Source organism: Cellulophaga sp. BC115SP, assembly GCF_009905545.1.
GTDB lineage: Bacteria > Bacteroidota > Bacteroidia > Cytophagales > Spirosomataceae > Flectobacillus > Flectobacillus rivi.
Genome location: NZ_JAAALB010000037.1, coordinates 20,502 through 44,785, shown reverse-complemented (window position 1 = coordinate 44,785; position 24,284 = coordinate 20,502). Strand labels below are relative to the sequence as shown.

The 24,284-nt window shown below is 38.3% G+C and carries 15 protein-coding genes; 10 read left to right on the top strand and 5 right to left on the bottom strand.

The window, feature by feature from the left end; translation table 11 throughout:
- Positions 1-70 precede the first annotated feature (70 nt).
- Positions 71-478: a VOC family protein gene (locus tag GVN22_RS20740; RefSeq protein WP_166552921.1), complete on the top strand. Its 408-nt coding sequence runs from the start codon at positions 71-73 to the stop codon at positions 476-478.
- Between the two features lie 321 nt (positions 479-799).
- On the opposite strand, the gene GVN22_RS20735 is transcribed toward GVN22_RS20740, so the two are convergent.
- Positions 800-2,026 carry a pyridoxal phosphate-dependent aminotransferase gene (locus GVN22_RS20735; RefSeq protein WP_205690980.1) on the bottom strand — a complete coding sequence of 409 codons (1,227 nt, stop codon included), beginning with the start codon at positions 2,024-2,026 and terminating at the stop codon, positions 800-802.
- 719 nt (positions 2,027-2,745) lie between these two features.
- Between GVN22_RS20735 and GVN22_RS20730 the strand changes: the two genes are divergently transcribed.
- On the top strand, positions 2,746-5,346 hold the full coding sequence (locus tag GVN22_RS20730; protein WP_166552920.1) for a carbohydrate-binding domain-containing protein: 2,601 nt from the start codon (positions 2,746-2,748) through the stop codon (positions 5,344-5,346).
- Between the two features lie 258 nt (positions 5,347-5,604).
- On the opposite strand, the gene GVN22_RS20725 is transcribed toward GVN22_RS20730, so the two are convergent.
- The 3 genes from GVN22_RS20725 to GVN22_RS20715 form a co-directional block, all read right to left on the bottom strand.
- Positions 5,605-6,963 (bottom strand): Gfo/Idh/MocA family protein, encoded by a 1,359-nt coding sequence (locus GVN22_RS20725; protein WP_166552919.1) that lies wholly within the window; start codon positions 6,961-6,963, stop codon positions 5,605-5,607.
- Positions 6,964-7,022: 59 nt separating this feature from the next.
- On the bottom strand, positions 7,023-7,898 hold the full coding sequence (locus GVN22_RS20720) for a sugar phosphate nucleotidyltransferase (RefSeq protein ID WP_166552918.1): 876 nt from the start codon (positions 7,896-7,898) through the stop codon (positions 7,023-7,025).
- A gap of 229 nt (positions 7,899-8,127) precedes the next feature.
- Positions 8,128-9,201: a mevalonate kinase gene (locus tag GVN22_RS20715; protein ID WP_166552917.1), complete on the bottom strand. Its 1,074-nt coding sequence runs from the start codon at positions 9,199-9,201 to the stop codon at positions 8,128-8,130.
- Between the two features lie 179 nt (positions 9,202-9,380).
- Here GVN22_RS20715 and GVN22_RS20710 point away from each other — a divergent pair, with 179 nt between their 5' ends.
- The 7 genes from GVN22_RS20710 (at position 9,381) to GVN22_RS20680 (ending at position 16,488) form a co-directional block, all read left to right on the top strand.
- On the top strand, positions 9,381-10,382 hold the full coding sequence (locus GVN22_RS20710) for a LacI family DNA-binding transcriptional regulator (protein WP_166552916.1): 1,002 nt from the start codon (positions 9,381-9,383) through the stop codon (positions 10,380-10,382).
- A gap of 250 nt (positions 10,383-10,632) precedes the next feature.
- Positions 10,633-11,418 (top strand): VWA domain-containing protein, encoded by a 786-nt coding sequence (locus GVN22_RS20705; RefSeq protein WP_166552915.1) that lies wholly within the window; start codon positions 10,633-10,635, stop codon positions 11,416-11,418.
- Positions 11,419-11,734: 316 nt separating this feature from the next.
- Positions 11,735-12,169 carry a tetratricopeptide repeat protein gene (locus GVN22_RS20700; protein ID WP_166552914.1) on the top strand — a complete coding sequence of 145 codons (435 nt, stop codon included), beginning with the start codon at positions 11,735-11,737 and terminating at the stop codon, positions 12,167-12,169.
- A 52-nt stretch (positions 12,170-12,221) separates the two neighbouring features.
- The gene (locus GVN22_RS20695) at positions 12,222-13,397 is read left to right on the top strand and encodes an acetyl-CoA C-acyltransferase (protein ID WP_166552913.1); all 1,176 of its coding nucleotides are present in this window, start codon (positions 12,222-12,224) and stop codon (positions 13,395-13,397) included.
- A gap of 181 nt (positions 13,398-13,578) precedes the next feature.
- The gene (locus GVN22_RS20690; RefSeq protein WP_240915729.1) at positions 13,579-14,562 is read left to right on the top strand and encodes a phosphoribosylaminoimidazolesuccinocarboxamide synthase; all 984 of its coding nucleotides are present in this window, start codon (positions 13,579-13,581) and stop codon (positions 14,560-14,562) included.
- 273 nt (positions 14,563-14,835) lie between these two features.
- The gene (locus tag GVN22_RS20685; RefSeq protein ID WP_095163487.1) at positions 14,836-15,255 is read left to right on the top strand and encodes an anti-anti-sigma factor; all 420 of its coding nucleotides are present in this window, start codon (positions 14,836-14,838) and stop codon (positions 15,253-15,255) included.
- Positions 15,256-15,564: 309 nt separating this feature from the next.
- Complete coding sequence (locus GVN22_RS20680; protein WP_166552912.1) at positions 15,565-16,488, top strand: ribonuclease Z; 924 nt, start codon at positions 15,565-15,567, stop codon at positions 16,486-16,488.
- A 52-nt stretch (positions 16,489-16,540) separates the two neighbouring features.
- On the opposite strand, the gene GVN22_RS27910 is transcribed toward GVN22_RS20680, so the two are convergent.
- Positions 16,541-18,760, bottom strand: coding sequence for a gliding motility-associated C-terminal domain-containing protein (locus GVN22_RS27910; RefSeq protein ID WP_166552911.1), 2,220 nt, complete (start codon positions 18,758-18,760; stop codon positions 16,541-16,543).
- A 923-nt stretch (positions 18,761-19,683) separates the two neighbouring features.
- Between GVN22_RS27910 and gltB the strand changes: the two genes are divergently transcribed.
- Positions 19,684-24,252 (top strand): glutamate synthase large subunit, encoded by a 4,569-nt coding sequence (gene gltB / locus GVN22_RS20670; protein WP_166552910.1) that lies wholly within the window; start codon positions 19,684-19,686, stop codon positions 24,250-24,252.
- Positions 24,253-24,284: the final 32 nt, after the last annotated feature.

Here is a 24,284-nt window from a genome sequence, read left to right as displayed (position 1 = left end):
AAGTCCTAAATGGTAAATTTGAAATTATCCCCTTGCTTAGTCTAAAATCCAAGTTAATAATATAAAATAAATGAAGAGAGTGACAGGAATCGGTGGTATCTTTTTTAAATGTAAAGACCCACAACAATTAAAAGATTGGTATGAGGAGCATCTTGGCTTTAACACCGATGAATATGGAACAAACTTTGAGTGGCGTCAAATGGACGAACAAAAAGGCTTCACTCAATGGAGTCCTTTCCCTGATAGTACTCAATACTTTGCACCATCCAATAAGGAGTTTATGATCAATTATCGTGTCGATAATTTGAGAGAATTAGTAGAAATCCTCCGCCTTGAAGGTGTCACTATTTTGGATGAAATAGAAGAACTAGAGTTTGGCAAATTTGTTCATATTTTAGACCTTGAAGGCAACAAGATTGAGCTTTGGGAGCCTTATGACAACGAATATGATAAAATCGTAGGTGGAAGAACGAGCTAATAAAACTAAACATGAGTCATCCCTAATTTAGTGATTGAGCGGATGAGTGATTATGTTACAATTTGTATTCTAGTAGTAGAGACGCAATGATTGCGTCTTGAGCCAAGTTATATCTAGTATCGTAGTATCAAAAAAGCGGTTGAAAAATATTTTTCGACCGCTTTTTTAATGAAAATTTGGAGAGTAACCCAAATCTTAAAATTCAGGATGACTCATGTTTGCAAGAAAAGTTTAAAAACTTTTGTAATTACTAGCCCAAGACTAAGTCTTGAACTAGTAATCACAAAGAAGTTTCATTCTCAAATCTTCAAATCAGAAAAATTAACTTTTAGGCTTACCTTTTCTATGGTTTTCGAAATGCGTCCCGATTTTGTCGAGGGCTAATTCTAATTGTTCCAAATGTGGTAAAAATACAATTCGGAAATGGTCTGGTTCTTTGAAGTTAAATCCTGTTCCAGCTACAACCAAAATACGTTGTTCTTCCAACAGACTTAATACAAAATCACCATCATTTTTGAAGTCGAATTGTTTTAAATCAAATTTTGGGAAAAGGTACATCGCACCTTTAGGCTTTACACAAGACACTCCTGGAATAGCCACTAATTTTTCGTGTGTCAAATTCATTTGTTTGTACAAACGACCTGTCGGAATCACCAAATCGTTGATAGACTGATAACCTCCCAGCGCTGTTTGGATACCGTATTGGGTGATTACATTGGCACACAAACGCATGCTAGCCATAAAAGTCAAACCTTCAATATAGGATTTTGCTCTATGTTTTGCCCCTGTCAACACCATCCATCCTCCACGGAAACCAGCAGCACGGTAGTTTTTAGACATACCACCCATGGTAATAATGAGGGTTTCTTCAGACATACCTGCCGTGGTGTGATGCACTGCTCCGTCGTACAAAATTTTATCATAAATTTCGTCTGCGAAAACAATCAATTTATGTTTTTCAGCAATACGAACAATTCCTTCTACAATTTCTTTTTCGTAAACTGCTCCCGTTGGGTTATTAGGGTTGATTAAAACGATACCTCTGGTTTTCTTGGTAATTTTAGATTCGATGTCTTTCAAATCTGGATTCCAATCCGAAGCCTCATCACATACATAATGTACAGGAGTGCCACCTGCAAGTCCTACCGAGGTAGTCCAAAGTGGATAGTCGGGTGAAGGTATCAAAATTTCATCTCCATTATTCAACAAAGCAGTCATTACCATAGTGATCAACTCACTCACCCCATTTCCGATGAATACATCTTCGATTTCGACTTTTCTTACGCCGCGACTTTGGTAATACTGCATAACGGCCTTGCGGGCGGCAAACAACCCTCTAGAATCGGCATAACCTTGAGCATTGCGAATATTCATGATAATGTCATGAATGATTTCGTCTGGTGTCTCAAAGCCAAATGCCGCTGGGTTGCCGATGTTTAGAGAAGTGATTTTATAGCCCTCACGTTGTAATTGGAGAGCCTTCTCGTAAACGGGACCACGAATGTCGTAGCGGAGCGCGTCAAGGCGACTACTTTTTAGGATTTCCATAATTGCTTTTGTAAGAAATATCTAGTCGTTCGGCAGGAAAATAGACGAGAATAGGACCTAGGTTGGGGAAAGAGAATCTGCGAATTGATTTATTTGGGTTGGTTAACACTACATCTTTTATACTAGACTTGGTTGTACTCAAACTCCTCTTGCGACACTTCAATACCGTAAACTAGATGGCTGTTCTTGATTAAATTCAAGCTTGGGGCTAAATAGTTTTGTTTCAAATAAGTAATAGCGGTAAAGTTCCGAAAAAAATATGAATCCTACTTAAGCACTAGAGATATTTTTTGCAAAGAAACTGGGTGTTTCGACTTGACTATTTGGTCTCGGACTCAGCACATTCACTCAAAACATAAGATTTTGTGTAGATAAAAGAGTATACGTTTTGTACGTATTTGTCTACAATTAACAGAAAGTTTATGGCTATAGTTTTACTGATATTTTTAAATGATATGAAAAATTAAAATTATTTTTTTGGATGATTTTTTTATTGTAATGTATTTATTTTCAGTGAAATAAAAATGTTTTTATTTATGGTAAATACCATTTTTTTTTAATTTAAATAACCTTTTTACTTTATAATCTTTCTAAATAGTGTTGTTGTAAAGTGAACTGTTTTTAAAAAAGCTGTAACGTTTTTACTGCTTTTCTGGTCATTTGTTGTAGCAGGATGAAATAAAATTTTGCACCAATATATTTCCTAAAAACACATACTTATGACTAAAAGAATCTTTATTGCGATTAGCTTATTGCTAACCTTCATCTTAAGTATCCAGTCGTGTAAGACTGATGATATTACAGCCTCAGCAAGTATTACAGGATTAAATTGTAGTGATGCTACCTTTTCAGCTACGGCAACGAGTGGAACATCTTACACTGCCACTGCGACAGTTCCTTATACAGGCGGAAATGGCGCGGCATATCAAGCGGGAACTCCTGTGGCGTCTACAGGGGTAACAGGTCTAACAGCAACTTTATCGGCGGGACAACTGACCAGCGGAAGTGGTACGGCTTCTTTTGTAATTACAGGAACGCCTGCTTCGGCTGGTACTGCTACTTTTGCGATTGATTTGGGTGGACAATCTTGTACGCTATCCTTACCAGTTGTGGCTTCAAAAGCAACTGTATCAAGCTTGGTATTAAGTAGTGTTGTGCCTTCAGCAGGTGTGAGTGGCACAGCCTATACAGGAGTTGCGACTTTGGCGTACACTGGTGCTAATGGTGGTACTTACGATGTGTCAACGGCATCTTCGACAGGTGTGGAAGGACTTACCGCCACGTTAGATGCTGGAACGCTTGCTGCTGGTTCAGGCACATTGACTTACAAAATATCAGGTACGCCAACCTCTGCGGGGACTGCTACCTTTAATTTAAGCTTTGGTGGACAGACCTGTACTATCACAATTACGGTTACCGCTGGTAGCTCAGGAACTGCCACTCCAGCTGTTGATACCGTAGTAATTGTATATTCAGGAACAACCGCTTCGGTAAGTAATCCATATCAAAGTGCTGGCGTAACAGTAACCACAAGTGGAGCAGATGTAACCGTAAAATCGACCAATACAACCAAGGAAATTGTCTATTTGTTGTCAGGAACCGCTAGTAAGGGAAGTTTCAAGTTGTACAGTGATTACAAATACAATATTGCTATGAAAGGGCTAAGTGTAACCAATAGTGTAGGACCTGCAATTAATATTCAATCGAGTAAAAAAGGAACGATTAATATTGTAGCTGGAACCACCAATACGCTTGTAGACGGCGCTACCTATACCACAAGTAGCGAAGATCAAAAAGGAACATTCTTTAGCGAAGGACAATTACTCTTTAAGGGCACAGGTACTTTGAATGTTACTGGAAATAACAAACATGGCATTGCAGCTGACGATTATATCTCCATAAGTGAAGCAACTATCATCGTTAAATCTGCGGCTAGTGATGGTGTTCATGCCAAAGATTATTTCCAGATGGATAATGGAACATTATCGGTCGCATCTTCTGGCGATGGGATAGAGGCTGATGAAGGATATATTGTGGTAAATGGTGGTACGATCAATGTTTCGAGTGTTGATGATGGAATTACTGCATCGTACGAAGGTACTGATGCTACAATTACTCCTTATGTCTTAATCAAAGGAGGAAAAATTACCGTAAATACTTCAGGAGAAAAGGGTAATGCCATCAAAAGTGAAAGTTATACCACTATTGGCACTTCCGATGCTGTGACCTTGACGGTATCTGGCAAGGGCTCGAAAGGTATCAAAACAGGAGAAGATTTTACGCTGACTTCTGGAACTGTTAAGATTACAACCACAGGTGCTGCCTATTATAATACCACAGACCTTGATATTGCTGCGCCAGCGGGTATCAACTGTGATAAAAACCTTTCAATCAAAGGTGGTGATTTGACCATTACAAGCTCTGGAATAGGCGCGAAAGGTATAACAGTTGATGGAACTGCGACCATAAATGGTGGCACAACTACTATTACAACAACTGGTACAACCTACACGTATAATTCGGCGAATACTAGTGATCCCAAAGGATTCAAAAGTGATGGTGCTTTTGTAATGAATAGCGGTACACTCAATATTTCGGCAGGAGATGACGGTCTCAAATCAGACGTTTCTATTACCATTAATGATGGAAATGTTAATGTTACCAAGTCGTATGAGGGCATGGAATCAATCTTCATTACCATTGCAGGTGGTGTATGTAACTTAACTGCCAGTAATGACGGTATCAATACATCTTACGGAACTGTTTCTGGTGGTACAGAATCAAACGATAATAGTCATTTGAAGGTTACAGGAGGCGTTTTGATAGTGACTGGTTCTGATGCAATAGATAGCAATGGTAATTTTACAATTAGTGGAGGATATGTGATTACCAACGGAAATGAAGATATTGACGTGAACGGAAATTTCTTGGTTAATGGAGGAACGTTGATGGGAGCAGAGCCAGCCAGTAATATGACAAAAGCAATGGGGACGGCTTCTACACAAGTGGGTATTTTTATAAAATCTAGTGCATCGGTGGCAACTTCTTCGCTATTTCATATTGAAGATGCGAATGGAAAAGATATTGTAACCTTCAAGCCTAAAAGTGCTTCAGGATATTTCCATGTTTCGACGCCGAGTATGACTAAAGGAGCTCAATACAAAATCTATTTTGGAGGCTCTTATACAGGAGGTAGTTATATTGGAGGTTCATCGGGTTGGGGGTTATATACAGGAGGAACGTATTCCACTTCTGGTGCGACGCTGAAATCAACTACTACGACTTCCACCTCTAGCACAGTGAATACCATAACATTCTAGGAGGATGTTATTAGTTAATAGTATATTCGTTATTTGAGGATATTCATAATCAAAAGGTTATACCTTGCGTTTACGAATTTTAGCATGAAAAAGGTGGTGAAATTTATTTTTCAACCACCTTTTTATTTCTAGAAAAAACTTGAAATTACTAGTTCAAGACTTAGTCTTGGACTTATTTTTTTTAACAGTTTGAAACTAAATATTGATAAAAATAATCACTCATCCACTCAATCGCCATTCACTCAATGGAAATGTAGTTTAAACTTCAAACCCAAAAATCGGCTTATTCGTTTTCCATTTTCCACGAGTAAAATCTGGAATTTGAACTGGTGCTGAACCTTTGGCAATCGACATTTCTGACAATGGACTAATCGCCGACCAAGCAGCGGCATCGTACACGTCGATAGGAGGGGTAGTTTTGTTTTTAACAGAATTAATAAAATCTCTTAAAACAAAATAGTCCATTCCTCCGTGACCTGCGCCAACAGCTTCAGATTCAAATCTTTTCCAAATGCCGTGATCATATTTCTTCATATATGCCTCATCCGACTCCCAAACGTCTGCTTTAGCGGATACGTTTTCTACATAAATCTGATTACCATCGTCCATCCATAATCCACTATCACCTTGTACTCTAAAACCAAGCGAATACGGACGAGGAGAGTTAGTATCATGCGTAATTAAGATGGTTTCTCCGTTAGCACACTTAATCATTGTTTGAACCACATCCCCAAGTTTGAATTTGACTTTCGCATTCGGGTGATTTGCTCCTCCTTTATCAACAATGTATTTATGCAATGCTACTCCCTTCGACGCCATAGAAGTCAAATACAAAAATTGATTTCCACGGTTGATGTTAATCATTTCGGCAACTGGACCTAAACCATGTGTAGGATAAAGGTCTCCATTGCGGTCTACTGAGTGTTGTGTACGCCATTTGGCTTCGCTAAAGCCTTTTTCTCCAAATTCCACACCACCACCATACGCTTGTTTACCATCATTGAATTTTACATGACGCAAATCGTGCTCGTAGCCACATTCCAAGTGAGTGATTTCACCAAATAGGTTTTCTCGCACCATATTAAGTACCGCCATCACATCACGACGATAACATACGTTTTCGAGCAACATACAGTGAGAACCTGTTTTTTCAAAAGTATTCACCAAGTCCCATGATTCCTGCAATTTAACTGTAGCAGATACCTCCAAGCCTGCATATTTTCCTGCACTCATGGTTGCCAATGCCATCGGTACGTGCCATTCCCAAGGTGTGGCAATAATTACACCGTCGATATCATCACGTTTTACCATATTTTCAAAATCCTTCTCATTTTTTCCATAAGCCACCGCTTCCTTACGGCCTTTGTCTTTGAGAATTTTTTGAGCTTTTGCAATGGCATTAGGGTCAATATCACAAATACAAGTGACTTCCACCTCTGGAAATGCCATGGCATTGGCAAGGTGGTTTCGCCCACGGAGACCTGTGCCAATAAAACCAAGGCGCACCTTGCGGTCGTCTTTTTTAGCAAAGATATCTTTCGGTAAAACTAGCCCTGCTGCTAAGGCTAAGCCTCCTTTTTGAATAAAATCGCGTCGTTGAAGTGTATTATTTTTCATTGCCAATTATTTGGGTTTAAATGGTAAATTATGAGGTATCGACTTTTCTGAAGTCTTTGTTAATGTAATGTCAATGTTTTTACTTTTTTGAGGTATTCCTGTACTACTAATATATCTTGTTTTGAGGTTAAATCAGGTACATTTTCTGCCATTGGAATGCAAGAAATAGGTTTTCCCAATTCTTTGGTCATAATTAATAAAGCCGTTGGTAATTCTTTTTCATTTCGTACAGGGTGAAAAGGGGTTTTCTGTAACGCAGGAAACAAATCCGAAGCTTCAAAAACAAAAGCATTCATACTTACCCCAATGCGACCGTAGCGTTGAGCAATAGCTTCTGCTTGTTCGTCTGAGGGTTTTTCTATGATATTTTGTAAATAATTATTCTCATCTGGTTCAACAATAGCAAATGCTTTGATTCGCTCCAGTGGAAACTCTAAAGCATCTCTATCATAGCTAATCAAAGCATTGGGGTTTGGACTATGCCAAAGTGCTTCAAAAGCCTGTGTCGAATACAAGTTATCGCTGTTACAAACCACCATTCGCCCTTGTTGCCAATCAGGATGTTGCTCTAATGCTTGTAAAACAGCATCGGCAGTTCCTGCGGGTTTTACTCGATCAGCATGAATGTGTTGTCGGGCAAATACAAAATGTATGCCCCAGCTATTACCTTCTTGCGCTAGTTTTTCGTAATACTGTTGTGTAAAATCATCGTCTGGATGAAGTAACATCAAAACCTCATTAAATCCTGCATTTGAGGCATTTTCTAACTGATAATCTATTAAAGATTTTCCCGAATCCCCCAGACCAATCATCCCTTTTGTCAACGTATCGGCTTGATTAGCCAAAGTCGGGTCTAGGTCTTTTAGGTCAGGTGCAGCTTTTTTCATGCGAGTAGCTGCACCCCCTGCAAGGATTACAATTCTTTGAGTTTTCATAGAAAATTGGATGTATGATTTGATGGTAATAAGATGTTATTAGTGTATCAGTTATCAGAATTGATACATTTTTGGCTTTCGACTTTCAGCAATGGGCTTTCGGCAAAAATATTCCTAGTGAATTCAAAAAAGCTTTTTGGCTTAATACCTATTGCGGGTGAAATTAATTTCATTTAGCCCACTAACTTATTTGGTAAATCGGTAATGATATTTTGCTGTCTGTTTATGACTAGATCTCTTCTTTCGACCCTTCTGCCACTTCGATGATATAGGCTTTGCCTCCTTCTCTTTCGATGGCTTCTACCACGGCTTCGGTGTTGGTGGGTGCATAGGCAAACATACAGCCTCCACCTCCTGAGCCATTGATTTTACCTCCCAAAGCTCCTGCTTTTAGGGAGGCTTCTATCATTCTATTAATTTTAGGTGTAGAAACTCGTTTTGCGTCTCTCAAGTTGTCCTGATGAGCGCTCAACAACTGTCCCAATTTTACATCATTAAATGTATCTTTTCCTTCAAACATGGCTTTGGCTGTGCGCAAAATATCTCTGTCTGAAAGGTTGCTATAAAACAGTGCATATTCGTCTGGATTCAGCAATGATTGATATTGTTCGGCGCTTTCGATAGGCGCTTTGCTTAATTGAAAATCTGGATAGACTTGCTTGATTTTATTGATAGCATCGAGCATCCCAAATTTGACATGCTTCAAAATCCCAATGGTATCTTTTGGTTCAAGCGAGTCCCCAAGGACAAATTTTCCCAATGGCGCTTGATAAGCTTCTACCAGAATATTAGGCTTGGTTTCCAAATACATAATATTACCAATCGATGTCGCGTATTCGTCCATGCATCCGCCTGGCTCGCCAAATTCTTCTACTTCAGCTAAATAGGCTAATTGTCCGATTTCAACTGGGTCAATAGGATGATTAGCTGTTTTTAGTAGAAAATGTGTCCAAGCCACTACCAATGCCGACGAACTTGATGTGCCAGAATTGATAGGGATATTTCCATATACTTTTGCTTCAATACCTTTTTCAAAAGAGATACCTTTTTCTCTTCTCAATACATTTAAAACACTTTTGAAATAATCTCGGTCTTTATGATAAATGACTGTTTCGGCTAAAGGAAAAGATTCCTCAGATTGAATATCAGGTAATTGAATATGAACAGAAGGCGTGCTGGTAACTCGTCCTTCAATATGAATACGTCTTGAAATGGCAGCGGCGATAACAGGCAAGCCTAAGTAATCTTGGTGCTCGCCAAATAAGCAAATTCTGCCAGGGGTTGATATATGTAAATCTTTCATAGTTGGAAAATTGGGTAAGCTAATCCTTGAACAAAGATAGTTTTCTGAGCTTATCAAAATATGCTTCAAGTGGGCTTTGAATAAGAAATTTGACTGCGCAACCGATTGTGCAAAAGCGTGCAACCGATTGTGCAATTTGTGCAAAAGTTCTAACTTGCTTGCACAATTGATAAAAGCTTATGAGTCAGATAACTATGAAAGAATTGGCGAAGCGTCTAGGAACCTCAGTTTCAACGGTTTCGAGAGCTTTGCAAAACCATCCACGTATTGGTTTGAAGATGCGAGAAGACGTGATGGCGTTGGCAAAAGAGCTAAATTATAGCCCTAATACCACCGCGATAAACCTAAAAAAACAGTCTACCAAAAACGTGGGTGTTGTAGTGCCTTGGCTCACTGAGCAGTTTTTCTCAATGGCTATCACTGGTATTGAGGATATCCTTTTTGAGAAAGGATATAGGGTTGTATTGCAACAATCTAGGGACGATTTTGAGCGAGAAGAACAAGCCATTCAAGCACTTATGAAACATGGTGTCGACGGTATTATCGTGTCGATGGGTTCGGGAACTTACAATCATCGTCACTTTTTGGAGGTAAATCGCAAAGGGATTCCCTTGGTGTTTTTTGATAGAGTTGTAAAAAGCCTCCCCAATAGTTGTGTATATACCGACATCACGCAGGCGTCATTTGAGGCGGTGGAGTTATTGCTCAACAAAGGGTTGACAAAAATTGCGTTATTAAACGGTCCAAATACGATGCAGTCGTCCAATGAACGACTGATGGGGTATGTCAATGCGCTCAAGTTACACCAAATAGAGCTCAATCCGATTTATATCAAAACCACAGATTTGAGTTTTGAGGATACCGTTAAGAAAACACATGAACTGTTGGATTTGGCAGTGCCTCCACAAGCGATTTTTGCTTTCCACGATTATATGTCCCTCGATGCCATGCAGATTGCCAAAGAGCGAGGATTGATAATCAACCAAGATATATTTTTTGTAAGTTTTTCAAATTTAAGTTTTTGTAAGTATCTCGAAAAACCTCCATTTGCCAGTATAGAGCAATTTCCTTACGAAATGGGAGCCAAAGCAGCGAATCTATTGGTGGAGGCTATGAAAAAACCAGACGACTACGTACGTGAAGAAGTGATAATACGTTCAAAGCTAATCGTTAGAATTTGATGGATTCGTTAATGAGAATTTTGCTTTGGATATGCTAAAATTTGCTTTTCTAGCAAGTTCTGTACAATTTTAGGATATGAACTGGAATGCTGATTTGGGACAAACCGAGAGAATGTTCATTGTCCTGTTTATTCTCATATATGTTTTTTACCTTGTCAGGGTTTTTTTAATTGCCAGAAAATTAAAAACCGTGGCACGGTCGAGTATCTTAAAATTTGTACTAAGAAGTTGCTATTTTACCTTACTTATCTTGGCATTACTAGACCCGTCTTTTGGTGAAATTAATGGAACCATTCGAGCTGAGGGTCGAGATATATTTTTGTTGGTAGATGTGTCCAAATCTATGGATGCCACTGATGTCCAACCAAGTAGAATTGAAAAAACAAAATTTGAAATTAGTCGTATTGTTAATCATTTTACAAGCGATAGGATAGGGGTGATTGTATTTTCGGAAGATGCTTTTATGCTTTCACCACTTACCTTTGACCATAATGCCATCAATTTATTTATTCCAAGAATTAATTCTGAACTTTTACCTGCTGGTGGTACCAATTTTACTCCAGCTTTGGAACTAGCCTTGGATAAACTTACCAAAATCAAAACAAGCAATAAGTCCAAAGTTATCGTACTGATGAGTGATGGTGAAAACTTTGGAAACCTTGACTATAGCTTACTCAACAGAATTCGAAGAAATGGAGTCAATCTTTTCACTGTTGGGGTGGGCACTGCCGAAGGTAGTACAATCAAGGAAGGAAAATCACTCAAAAAAGATGAAGATGGTAATGTCGTAGTAACAAAGCTAGATCCAGATTTGATGAGAAAAATGGCTGCTGAAACAAGAGGAGGCTATTTTGAAGTGCATAGTGTGTCAGATAGTTTTGTTGATTTGATAAAACAAATCGAAAATATTTCTGCCAATTTAATTGACCAACGAACTGTTACGGTGACAGCCAATAAGTATTTTTACTTTTTAGTTGTTGCACTATTTTTGCTAGGCATAGACGTATTTTTTACAGTGAGGACTTTCCAGTTGTAGAAAATTTAGGTTAAAAGTTTTTTATAGAGCAGTTTTATACGATTTTTGCATAAAATATTACTTAGGGTATAATAAGTTGAATTATTTTATTTTTTACATATTCCTCTGGATTTTAGAAAATGCGTCCTTTACTAAGGTAAGTGCTCGAAATCTGGCTAAAATAGAGTCAGAAAGGGCATTTCGAGAAAAAAGATATAAGGATGCTGTAAAATATTACCAGACAATATCGGACAATTCTTATTTTACTCCCCCCGAGGTTGTGCTAAACCAAGCGCATGTGTATTTGCTATCTGAAGATACCTTGCGTGCACAAAGCATGTATAAACGGCTGATTCACCTCGAAGATTACAAAATGTCCTCAACAACCTACTGTCAACTGGGCGTAATTAGTAGTGCTTTCAAAGACAGTGCTCAAGCATTAGTCTATTTTAAAGAAGCACTTAAGCTTAATCCCCAAAACCAAATTGCCCGTTTCAATTTTGAATTATTAAAACTCAAATTTAGAGGAACCTCCGAGGAGCCTAAGCCTGAGCAACAGTCTAAATCAATGCCACCACCAAGCGCTAATCACGCCGAAGTGGAACACACAGATGCACAGGATGAAATGTTGAAAACGCTCAAGAATTACGGACTTTCCCCTGAAAAAGCTAGGAGTATCCTAGAAGCTATGAAAAATAACGAAGTACAGTATATTCAGCAAAAAAAGGGATTACTCAAGAAGAATAAGTCTAACATGAAACAATCTTGGTAATTCCTAAGATTACTATTTAACCACCATTACAATACCAAACTTTAACTTTATTATGCAAGAAGTGTATATCGTCTCAGCCGTTAGAACTCCTATCGGAAGTTTTGGCGGAGCTTTATCGAGTTTATCGGCAACAGATTTGGGCAGTATTGCCATAAAGGGCGCAGTTGAAAGAGCTGGAATCAAACCAGAGCTAGTAGAAGAGGTACTTATGGGTAACGTTATTTCTGCAAACTTAGGACAAGCTCCTGCACGTATAGCGGCACTCAAAGCTGGTCTCCCACACGAAACACGTTGTACAACTATCAACAAAGTGTGTGCATCTGGCGCAAAAGCCATTATCTTTGCAGCACAAAGTATCATGCTCGGAATGGCAGATGTAATCGTGGCTGGAGGTATGGAAAGTATGTCTAATGCTCCATATTATGTACCACGCGCTCGCTTTGGCTATAAATACGGCTCAAGTACTTTGGTCGATGGTCTCGAAAAAGATGGTCTTTCAGATGCCTATGATGATTGTGCAATGGGTATCTTTGCAGACAAAACTGCTCGTAAATACGGTATCACGCGCGAAGATCAAGATGATTTTGCGATTGAGTCATACCGCCGCAGCGCTGAGGCTACACAAAAAGGTTATTTTGCAGACGAGATTATCCCTGTTGAAGTCCAAACTCGTAAAGGAGTCGTAACGATTTCGGAGGATGAAGAATATAAGAATGTCAATTTTGAGAAAATCCCTAACTTAAAACCCGCTTTTGAGAAAAAGGGAACAGTTACCGCAGCCAATGCTTCTACGTTGAATGATGGTGCTGCTGCGCTAGTTTTAATGTCAAAAAAGAAAGCTGAAAAACTCAAATTGACTCCATTAGCAAAAATTATTGGCTTTGCTGATGCCGAACAAGAACCTGCATGGTTTACAACAACGCCAACCGTGGCAGTGCCCAAAGCGATTCGTATGGCAGGGCTTATCAAAGAAGAAGTTGATTTGTTTGAAGTAAACGAAGCGTTTGCTGTTGTACCTTTGGCATTTGAAAAATTGTTGGATATTCCACAACATAAAATCAATGTTTTGGGTGGTGCCGTTTCATTGGGTCATCCACTGGGGGCTTCGGGTGCGCGCATTGTGACAACTTTGATAAGTGCCTTAACACATAAAGGTGGTCGTATTGGTGCAGCAGGTATTTGCAATGGTGGTGGCGGTGCTTCGGCTATTGTGATCGAAAAAATGTAACTTCAATCGGTAGAGGTTTTAAACAAAAAATTTAGTGCATCAAATAAAATTCGTTTTATCTGCAATAAGCATTAGTCTTTATGCCCTAAGCTAGAAGTTCAAAAGTATTTTTCGTGAAATAACAGAATGCTTGCTTCACTTTTAGCTTAAGGTATATTGCTTAGAGCCTAAATCGGGTAAAATGTCCACTAACTTAGATGTTTTTAATACTACCCAATATAAAATGAACGTAATAAAAAGTACCAATTTCAATTTTCCCAACCAAACGGGCTTTTACAAAGGTAAAGTAAGAGATGTATATTCGTTTGAGGACCTCCTTGTAATGGTGGCTTCTGACCGTATTTCAGCTTTTGATGTAGTGCTTCCAGAAGCGATTCCTTTTAAAGGACAGGTATTGAACCAAATCGCTGAACATTTCTTGAAAGCTACACAATCGATTGTTCCAAACTGGTTATTAGCAGTGCCAGATCCTAATGTAAGTGCGGGTCTAAAATGCGAAGCTTTTCCTGTTGAAATGGTCGTGCGTGGGTACTTAGCAGGTCATGCAGCACGTACTTACAAGTCAGGACTTCGTACGCTTTGTGGAGTAACATTGCCTGAAGGATTGAAAGAAAATGACAAATTGCCTCAGCCAATTATTACACCAACCACCAAAGCTCACGAGGGTCACGACGAAGATATTTCTCGTGAAGATATCCTTGCTAAAGGATTAGTAAGCGAGGAGGATTATGTTCAGTTAGAGCAATATACTTTGGCATTGTTTGAAAAAGGTACGCAAATGGCTGCCGAACAAGGTTTGATTTTGGTTGATACAAAATATGAGTTCGGTAAGATCGACGGCAAAATTGTACTGATTGACGAAATTCACACGCCTGATTCATCACGTTATTTTTATGCTGATGACTATGCTGAAAGACAAGCAAGCGGCGAATCTCAGAAACAACTTTCAAAAGAATTTGTTCGTGAATGGTTGATTGCTAATAATTTTCAAGGAAAAGAAGGACAAACAGTTCCTGAAATGACTCCTGAATGGGTAAACCAAATATCAGAACGTTATATCGAGCTTTTTGAAAAAGTTACAGGCAAAGCTTTCGAAAAATCTGTGACTGATAATGTTTTAGAAAGAGTTGAAAAAAATGTATTGACGTTCTTAGCAAACAGATAATAGTAGCAAGAAATTTTAAAAATTTTAGTAATAAATTGTACTTGAATAAGCTCTTGTTTTGCAGGAGCTTATTTGTAGTTATAAGTACAAATATTTTTCGTGAAAATTACTAAATTGCACAGCATTTGCAGGTAGGTCATGCGAAGTGAATGTCTCTGAAAAGACACCCGTTTTGTGACACTTATTCCTTCAAGCATACAAACTAGGGGCAAGTCCCTAAAGCATATTTAATTCCAAAAAAAATCTACTGCGATTATATAAAGTAGTAAAAAGATGAATTTTAAGATTGAAAAAAACGAGCAATACGCTCTTATCGAACTTAACGAAACAGCTTTAACTCAAGAAAATCACGCTGATTTCGAAAATATTATCCGTCAACTTTTCCGTGCTGGTTACGGAAATGTTATCGTAAAATTTGATGAAATTGTCGAATTAGATGGTCATGGCGTTTCGGTAATTCGTAAAGGCAATAAAATCTGTTTAAACGAGTTAGGTTTGTTCATCATTGTAACTAAAAATGATGAAATTATCGACCAATTAGATCGTGCCAAAATCGAGGATTTGACTATCATGCCAACAGTTCAGGAAGCAATTGATGCCGTTTTCTTGAACGAACTCGAAAATGATTTCCAATCAGAGGACGAAGATGAGTTTGGCGGTGGCGAATACAGTGAAAGCGAAGAAGATTATTAATCAAATTGTATAATACAAAGACTTAAAAGTATTCATCAAAGGGTATTTTTGCTGTTTTTCGAACAAAAAAACCTTATTAGACGTTAGTCTGATAAGGTTTTTTTTTATATTGAACCCTAAAGTTTATTAGTGCAATCTTATTTTGCATTAATAAGCTTAAGGCACTAAACAGTAAGCATTAGGCAAAAAGCTTCAACTATTTCATGAGAAATACTATTCAACTTTTAGCCTACGGCATAAAGCCTAGAGCGTAAAAAGTGCTTTATTACTTAATTATTTTGTTTACCAGTAATTTAAAATTATAACAATTTGAGTTTCCATCTTACTATCCTAGGTACGGGTTCTGCCAACCCAGTAGTAACGCGTAATGCAACTTCCCACTTTTTGATGGTGGAACAAGAAGGGTATTTGTTTGATTGTGGAGAGGCTACCCAGACGCAATTACTTCGTTTCAAACTCAAGGCCACTCGTATCAAATATATTTTTATTACTCACCTTCATGGCGACCATTTCTTTGGGTTAATAGGTTTGTTGTCAACACTTAACATGCATCATAGAGTTGACGATTTGTATATCTATGGTCCCAAAGGTCTTGCTGAAGTGCTGACTCTTCAAATGAAATATTCGGATACACGTCTTAATTTCAAAGTACATTTTGAGGAAACTCGTTCCGAAGAGTCCTACCTCTTAATGGAAAACGATTATGTGAAGGTCACGACAATTCCCTTGGTTCATCGAGTGCCATGTTGTGGTTTTTTGATTGAAGAAAAAGAAAAACCACACAAAATTCTGAAGGAACTATTGCCATCACATATAAGTATTGAACAAATCAAATGCCTCAAAGATGGGCAAGATGTGCTAGATGACAATGGTGAAGTATTGTACTCATGCGACTATTACACAATCAAAGGACCTGCGCCAGATAGTTATGCTTTTTGTACTGATACGGCTTATCATCCTGCTATTTTACCAATTATCAAAGGGGTCAAATTACTTTATCACGAAACCACCTTTTTACATGAATTGGTAGAAAGAGCTAAGGAAACTTGCCATTCTACCGCTTATCAAGCTGGGCAAATTGCTAAGGAAGCTGGTGTGAAAAACTTATTGATAGGACATTTCTCGTCTAGATACAAAGACCTTACGCCATTTATAGATGAAGCAAAACAAGTTTTTCATAATACCATTCTAGGAGAAGATGGAATGTCGATAGACTTTAGAGATTTGGTATGATTAAAAAATAACGGCATTCGAAATTGTTATTCGAATGCCGCTAATAGATGCCTCATTTTAATACACTTATCCAACCTTTGAAGTTTTGCCGTGTAAATTTTAAAAGGTAATAATAATCCCCACTTACGATTTCATCGGCAAACCACTCAAATTTTCTATCATAAGACTGATACACTTGTTGTCCCCAACGATTAAATACTTGAATATATTCAAATTTATCAAAGCATGAGTTTTCTGGAAGATTTGTAATCGTAAACGAATCATTTTTACCATCCCCATTAGGCGTAATGACGTTAGGCGGCGTAAATGTATAGGCTGTTTCTTTGTTTTTGACTAAAACCGTGACTTTGGTCGTATCAAAACGCATGGGACTGCACGAATTATCCTCTGTTACGAAATTGATAACGAATGTTTTTTCTTTTTCCTGACCTAATAATTCGCAAGAAAGATTCCATTGAAATGGTGAAGTAAGTGAGGCTATCCCATTTTTATTACTCCAGATAATCCCAACACTTCCCAAATTGAATCCTTGTCCAATACCATAAAGCTGGATAGGGTCGCTGTCAGGATCTTTTGCATTCACATCAAAATTTAATGGTGTAGCATTTTCCCCATCCAATACAACCGTAATATTTTGGTCTTTTAAGGTTGTGCTCACGTGCGGTTTGTTCGAAACGATAGGAGTGGGCTTAAAGGCAATCGTTAAGGTATCACTTTTACTTCTATTACAATATCTATCCGAAACTATAAAGTCGACCAAATAATCAGTCGTTCGAATCTGGTCACAAAGTGGTTTCCATGTAAAAGGCGACTGGATATTTCCGACACCCGTGCCACCATTGAAGGTAATACCTGCTTGTGACAATGTAAAACCTCGCCCTACTGCTCGTAAAGTTAATGAGTCTACATCAACATCTTTACCGAAGATATTATACGAAAGAGTTGAATTAATAGAAGCAGTCAAGGTTTTACTGATAGCATCGGTGCTAATCACAGGTTTACTATTATCACGAGGTTGACGGTACACTTTGACTGTGAGCGTATCACTCAAGGATTGCGGACAACCATTATCACTTGTGAATATTTGAAAGACTAAGGGTTTTCCATCAAAGCTTTGCGAACATTCATCTAAGCAAATTTCTGCTTTCAACGTATCAGCAGTGGACAGAATATTATAGGCAATAGGAATATTGGCAAAACCTTTATCAGAAAAATTCTGTCCAACGGCTTTAAGACGCAGTTGAGTGTAAGGATTAGGGTCTGTAAAGAATAGCTCAAAACAGGCATTTTTTTGAGTATTGGGAATTGTGATAATCTCGTCTTTACCAATCTTTTTTGAACTACCTTTAAGTTTGGCAAAGCTAATTGGAGCGTTATTAATAGGACAATCCACTACTTTTAATTGAAAATCTCGTAGCGCATAACCTATTCTTTTTCCCGCCCTGTATTCCTCCACTTTCACCGAAAAAACAAATAATCCCAATTGATTAGCAGTAACCGATAAGCGCCCTGTACGGTTATTGACACTCAAGGCAGGATTACCCGGAATAGCATTACTATTGGAGTACCCAGATGCCCACGTAACATGAGGGTAATTAAAACTTCCTGTTGGAAATTGTGGGTTAGGAGATTGTACAGAGCTAAAGCCAGCAAGAGGACTTACGATACTATATACTAGACTGTCTCCGTCTGCATCTGTAGCGCTAAAATCAAAATTAAACGGTCTATTGATACAAATATAGTCGCCTGATAAGTCTTTGAATTTTGGCGTTGAATTAATGAACTCCCTATTATTGGCAGAAATAGCAGGAAACTCAGTATAGAAAAGCGAGGAAGTACGTCCAGGGTTTATAATATTCGATATAACATCATTTCTACAACACCTATCCCATACGATGTAATACCCTTCAGGGTCATTGAACGTGGAAGTTATTAACGTTATTAAGGTAGAATACTTAATCAATTTAGTTCTTACATTTCCATACTCTGCACAGTCAGGATTGGTATAAGGAATTTGGTTATTTTGAATTATAGGTACCTCAACGAATCCCATAGCAACATTATCTTTTTTTCTGAAAAAGCCTAAAGTGACAGTCTGGTCTAAGGCTCCAGGTTGGCCATTGATCGCATCAAAATATAAATTTAGAGAGAGTCTATGAGTGAAACCTTGGTCATTTATTCGTTGCAGATCAATATCTCCTCCCACAATGTGAGTTGCTCGCCCTTGTAAGTATCCCAACAGTAAAAAAATACACAGTAAAGCTTTCTTCATAAGTTGTTGTAGTTTCGAGTTAAATAAGACTAGGAATAATGATAATCTAAGGTAAGAGATTGTAATATTCGAAGAGTTTATGTAAATTACAAGTAATTTGTTAGATACAAAAACTATTCAACTATACGACAGTTTGTGTAGATGAAAGGTTGCCACCGTTTAAGTATTTTTCTGATAAGTACTTGTAAGCCTAGTTATTAACGATTCCTGTTTTCACTTCATCATTACCCTCAAATCGTATTAAGATACAAAATCCTGACCTTTTACATTGAATAATTTAAGATTTTATTATTGGCAGAAAAAAATCAATCATTCGTCTATTTTAAGAACAAAAGATTATTTAATCTATATGATTTATAGATTAAAATTTAATCATAAAATGAAGCCTAAAACACACCTAAAAAGGGGATTTAAAGGTATTCTGTGAAAAAAAAAGAAGGTTTTTTTTGTAAAAATAGATATGTTTTGAAAAAAGCTATTTTGCGTTATTTTTTTGTAAAATTCTATAAAATAGGTTTTAATTTTCAGGGTAATTTGAGTAAATACTGCTAAATTGTCATAAATAGGTATCATAAAATCGGATTTTTGTAAAAATACTTATACGCTTGTGAATTGTATCTAACTAAGAATATTTTTTGCAAAAACTTGATTTTGTTCAATACAGATGATTATTCGGCAAAATGCTATTTTATCCAAATAATTTTTTGTATATCTTTGTAAAAGCGAAATAGAGTGAAGTATATATAGCCATAATCACGAAGAAAGGTCGGAGAATATTTTACGAAATAATTTTGATTTTGTCAATAAACCATCTAAAATATTTACAACTTTTCAAAAGAAGAAGGATAATAATACCACTATAATAAATAAAGGCTACCTAGAACAGGTTAAATTTTAAACTTAAAAAAACAAACCCCATTACCATGACTAACTTTGATAATCAAGGGTTGTATCGCAAGGAATTCGAACATGATGCTTGTGGTATCGGTTTCGTAGCGAACATGAAAGGTAGAAAGTCACACAAAGTAGTGGCTGATGCAATTCAAATGCTTATTCGCATGGACCACCGTGGAGCTTGTGGCTGCGACCCTAATTCTGGTGACGGTGCTGGTATTTTAGTACAAATTCCTCACGAGTTCTTCCTTGAAGAGTGTACAAAACTTGGCATCGATTTGCCGGCCGCCTTAGATTATGGCGTCGGTATGGTTTTCTTTCCGAAAGATGAAACTACTCGTAACGAGTGTAAGGAAATCATTGCACGAAAGGCTAAAAAGTTAGGTCTGGAAATTTTGGGTTATCGTGTTGTCCCTTGTGACAATTCTGAAATTCAAGGTGCTGAATCTGGAAATACAGAGCCTCAAATGGAACAATTGTTCATCAAACGTCCTGAAGACCAAGATGAATTAACATTTGAGCGCAAATTGTACGTTTTCCGTCAGTACACTGCAAGAGTAATTAACGAAACGGTGAAAGCTGTAGAAGGTAAATTCTACTATGCTTCACTTTCGGCTCGCACAATCATTTACAAAGGTATGTTGACTACAATGCAAGTACCTGGTTATTTTGATGATTTGCGCCGTGATGAGTTTACATCTGCTTTGGCAATTGTTCACTCTCGTTTCTCTACAAATACATTCCCAGAATGGCGTTTGGCTCAACCATTCCGCTATATGGGTCACAATGGTGAGATCAACACTGTAAAAGGTAACTCTTCTTGGATGCAAGCGCAGTCGGCATTGTTTCAGTCTGATTTGTTCAGCAAAGAAGAAATGGAAATGATTTTGCCAGTTTGTCAATTAGGTCAGTCTGACTCAGCTGTACTTGACAACGCCGTAGAATTATTGACTTTATCTGGTCGTTCATTGCCTCATGTAATGATGATGTTGATTCCTGAAGCATGGGATGGCAACGAACATATTGAAGATTACAAACGTGATTTCTACGAATACCACGCTGCTTTGATGGAGCCTTGGGATGGTCCAGCTTCTATCTCATTCACAGATGGTAAAATCATTGGTGCGACTCTTGACCGTAACGGTTTGCGTCCATCTCGTTTCTGGGTAACTAGCGACGACTTCGTAATCATGGCTTCTGAAGCAGGTGTATTGGATATTGACCAATCTACAGTTATCAAAAAAGGTCGTTTACAACCAGGTAAAATGTTCATCGTTGATATGGAACAAGGTCGTATCATTCCTGACGATGAATTGAAAGAAAAAATCTGTAAACAACAACCTTATGGAGAATGGTTGAAGGCTAACAAAATTAAAGTTGAAGACCTTCCTGCTGCTGGAGCTGAGTACCGTGCTCCATTCGAAAGAGAATTGTTGTTGCGTCAACAAGTATTTGGCTTCACTACTGAAGATCTTCGTGTAGTATTGTCACAGATGATTGAGACTGGTAAAGAGGCATTAGGCTCAATGGGTGTGGATACTCCATTGGCGATTTTGTCTGACCAAGCGCAACATTTATCATATTATTTCAAACAATTGTTTGCTCAAGTAACCAACCCTCCAATTGACCCTATCCGCGAACGTACGGTAATGTCATTGTTGTCGGATATTGGTGGCTTGAAAAACTTGTTGAAAGAAACACCAGAACACTGTCGTCAAATCGAAATTCGTCAACCAGTATTAACCAATGCTGAGATTGAGAAAATTCGTTGGATTGACCACAAAAACTTCCATACTAAATCGATTCATACAACTTTCAGAGCTAATGGCGAGAAAGGACAATTGAAACGTGCATTGGATAGAATTTGTCAATATGCCGAAGATGCAGTGGATGATGGCTACGCAATCTTGTTGTTGACCGACCGTGGTGTGGATAGCTCACATGCACCAATTCCATCTTTGTTGGCTACAGCAGCGGTTCATCATCATTTGATTCGTAAAGGCAAACGTGCACAAGTTGGTCTTATCGTTGAGGCTGGTGACGTTTGGGAAACACATCACTTTGCAACCTTGATTGGTTTTGGTGCTTCGGCAGTAAACCCATACATGGCTTTCGAAACCATTCGTGGTATGAAAGACAAAGGTATTTTGCAAGTAGATTACCCTTACGAAAAATTACAACAAAACTACATCAAAGCTGTAAATGGTGAGTTGTTGAAAATCTTCTCTAAAATGGGTATTTCAACACTTCAATCTTACCAAGGTGCTCAAATCTTCGAAATCGTTGGTTTGGCAAAAGAAGTAGTTGATAAATATTTCTCTGGAGCTGTATCTCGTATTGGTGGTATTGATTTGGAAGGAATCCAAAAAGAAGCCCTAATCAAACATACAAATGGGTATCCTGAACAACCAGTAGCTAATCCAAAACTAGAAGTAGGTGGTGTGTACCAATGGAAACACCGTGGTGAAGCTCACTTGTTTAACCCTGAAACAATCCACTTATTACAACAATCTACTAAAACAAACAACTATCAGTTGTTTAAGAAGTACTCGAAGATCGTTGATGATCAGACTGAGAAAGCGATGACGCTTCGTGGATTGTTGAAATTCAAGAAAGGTACTCCTGTGCCAATCGAAGAGGTTGAGCCAATCGAAAATATCTTCAAGCGTTTTGCTACAGGAGCTATGTCATTCGGTTCTATTTCTTACGAAGCTCACACTACATTGGCTATTGCCATGAACCGTATTGGTGGTAAATCAAATACAGGTGAAGGTGGTGAAGACCCAATCCGTTTTGAGCCAATGGCAAACGGTGACTCGATGAACTCTGCTATCAAGCAAGTGGCATCCGGTCGTTTTGGTGTAACTGCTCACTATTTGACAAACGCACAAGAGCTACAAATCAAAATGGCTCAAGGAGCTAAGCCAGGTGAAGGTGGTCAGTTGCCAGGTCACAAAGTAGATGACTGGATTGGTAAAACTCGTCACTCAACGCCAGGTGTAGGTTTGATTTCGCCTCCTCCTCACCACGATATTTATTCAATTGAGGACTTAGCACAGTTGATTTTTGACCTTAAAAATGCAAACCGTGCTGCTCGTATCTCAGTGAAATTGGTATCAGAGGCAGGTGTAGGTACAATCGCTGCGGGTGTTGCTAAGGCACACGCTGACCATATCTTGATTGCAGGTCACGATGGAGGTACTGGTGCTTCGCCACTTTCTTCTATCCGTCACGCAGGTTTACCTTGGGAACTTGGTTTGGCTGAAACTCACCAAACATTGGTTCGTAACAAATTGCGTGGTCGTGTGACTGTACAAACGGATGGTCAAATCAAAACAGGTCGTGACCTTGCTATCGCAGCCCTATTAGGTGCTGAAGAATTTGGTGTAGCAACAGCTGCATTAGTTACAGCAGGTTGTATCATGATGCGAAAGTGTCACTTGAATACTTGTCCTGTTGGGGTAGCTACTCAAGACCCACGCTTGCGTGCAATGTACACTGGTAATCCAGATCACGTAGTAAACTTGTTCTATTTCTTGGCACAAGAGTTCCGTGAATTAATGGCTGAACTTGGTTTCCGTACTGTGAATGAAATGGTAGGTCAAGTGGATCGCCTAGAAATGAAAGAAAATATCCAACACTGGAAATACAAACATTTAGACCTTTCTCCAATCTTGTTCAAGCAACCAATGTCATTGGATGTTGCCTTGTACAAACAAGAAGAACAAGATCACGGTTTGGATGTACAAGTAGACTGGGATTTATTGAAAGTTGCTAAACCAGCCATTGAAAATCAAGAGAAAGTTTACGGTGAATTTGAAGTAATCAACGTAAATCGTACAATTGGTACAATGCTTTCAAACGAAATTACGAAAGTATATGGGGCGAAAGGTTTACCAAATGATACAATCCATATCAAGTTTACAGGTACTGCTGGTCAGTCGTTCGGAGCATTCTCTGTAAATGGTATTACATTCGAATTAGAAGGTGATGCTAACGATTACATCGGTAAAGGTCTTTGTGGGGCAAAATTGATTGTTTATCCAAACAAAAAAGCGCCATTCAATCCTTCTGAAAACTCAGTAGTAGGTAACGTATCATTCTATGGTGCTACTTCAGGCGAAGCTTATTTACGTGGTATGGCTGGTGAGCGTTTCTGCGTACGTAACTCTGGTGCTAAAGTAGTGGTAGAAGGTATCGGTGACCACGGTTGCGAATATATGACTGGTGGATTGGTCGTGATTTTGGGCGATACTGGTCGTAACTTCGGAGCAGGTATGTCAGGTGGTGTAGCGTATGTGTTGAATGCTAAAGGTGATTTTGCTTCTAAAGTAAACCCTGAAATGGTAGCGATCGAAGAATTGACTCAAGAAGACGAGGCAATCTTGAAACTATATGTAGAACAACACTTGCAATACACTAACTCAGATGTAGCTAAGGGAATCTTAGACAACTGGTCTGAATCACTTGCGCAATTTGTTAAAGTAATGCCGCAAGACTTCAAGAAAGCACTTGCTTCTCGTAACGTTACAGTTGCTGAGGTTCTTGAAAATAAAGATGTGGTGTACAAAGACATCCAAGTTGAAATTGCTCACTAATCCATTTTGAAAGTCTGGATGTATTCAAAAAA

Excerpts from the sequence above, each read along its gene's own strand:
- GVN22_RS20740 (WP_166552921.1), top strand. The coding sequence starts at position 71 with ATGAAGAGAGTGACAGGAATCGGTGGTATCTTTTTTAAATGTAAAGAC.
- GVN22_RS20735 (WP_205690980.1), bottom strand. The coding sequence starts at position 2,026 with ATGGAAATCCTAAAAAGTAGTCGCCTTGACGCGCTCCGCTACGACATT.
- GVN22_RS20730 (WP_166552920.1), top strand. The coding sequence starts at position 2,746 with ATGACTAAAAGAATCTTTATTGCGATTAGCTTATTGCTAACCTTCATC.
- GVN22_RS20725 (WP_166552919.1), bottom strand. The coding sequence starts at position 6,963 with ATGAAAAATAATACACTTCAACGACGCGATTTTATTCAAAAAGGAGGC.
- GVN22_RS20720 (WP_166552918.1), bottom strand. The coding sequence starts at position 7,898 with ATGAAAACTCAAAGAATTGTAATCCTTGCAGGGGGTGCAGCTACTCGC.
- GVN22_RS20715 (WP_166552917.1), bottom strand. The coding sequence starts at position 9,201 with ATGAAAGATTTACATATATCAACCCCTGGCAGAATTTGCTTATTTGGC.
- GVN22_RS20710 (WP_166552916.1), top strand. The coding sequence starts at position 9,381 with ATGAGTCAGATAACTATGAAAGAATTGGCGAAGCGTCTAGGAACCTCA.
- GVN22_RS20700 (WP_166552914.1), top strand. The coding sequence starts at position 11,735 with ATGTATAAACGGCTGATTCACCTCGAAGATTACAAAATGTCCTCAACA.
- GVN22_RS20695 (WP_166552913.1), top strand. The coding sequence starts at position 12,222 with ATGCAAGAAGTGTATATCGTCTCAGCCGTTAGAACTCCTATCGGAAGT.
- GVN22_RS20690 (WP_240915729.1), top strand. The coding sequence starts at position 13,579 with ATGTCCACTAACTTAGATGTTTTTAATACTACCCAATATAAAATGAAC.
- GVN22_RS20685 (WP_095163487.1), top strand. The coding sequence starts at position 14,836 with ATGAATTTTAAGATTGAAAAAAACGAGCAATACGCTCTTATCGAACTT.
- GVN22_RS27910 (WP_166552911.1), bottom strand. The coding sequence starts at position 18,760 with ATGAAGAAAGCTTTACTGTGTATTTTTTTACTGTTGGGATACTTACAA.
- gltB (WP_166552910.1), top strand. The coding sequence starts at position 19,684 with ATGACTAACTTTGATAATCAAGGGTTGTATCGCAAGGAATTCGAACAT.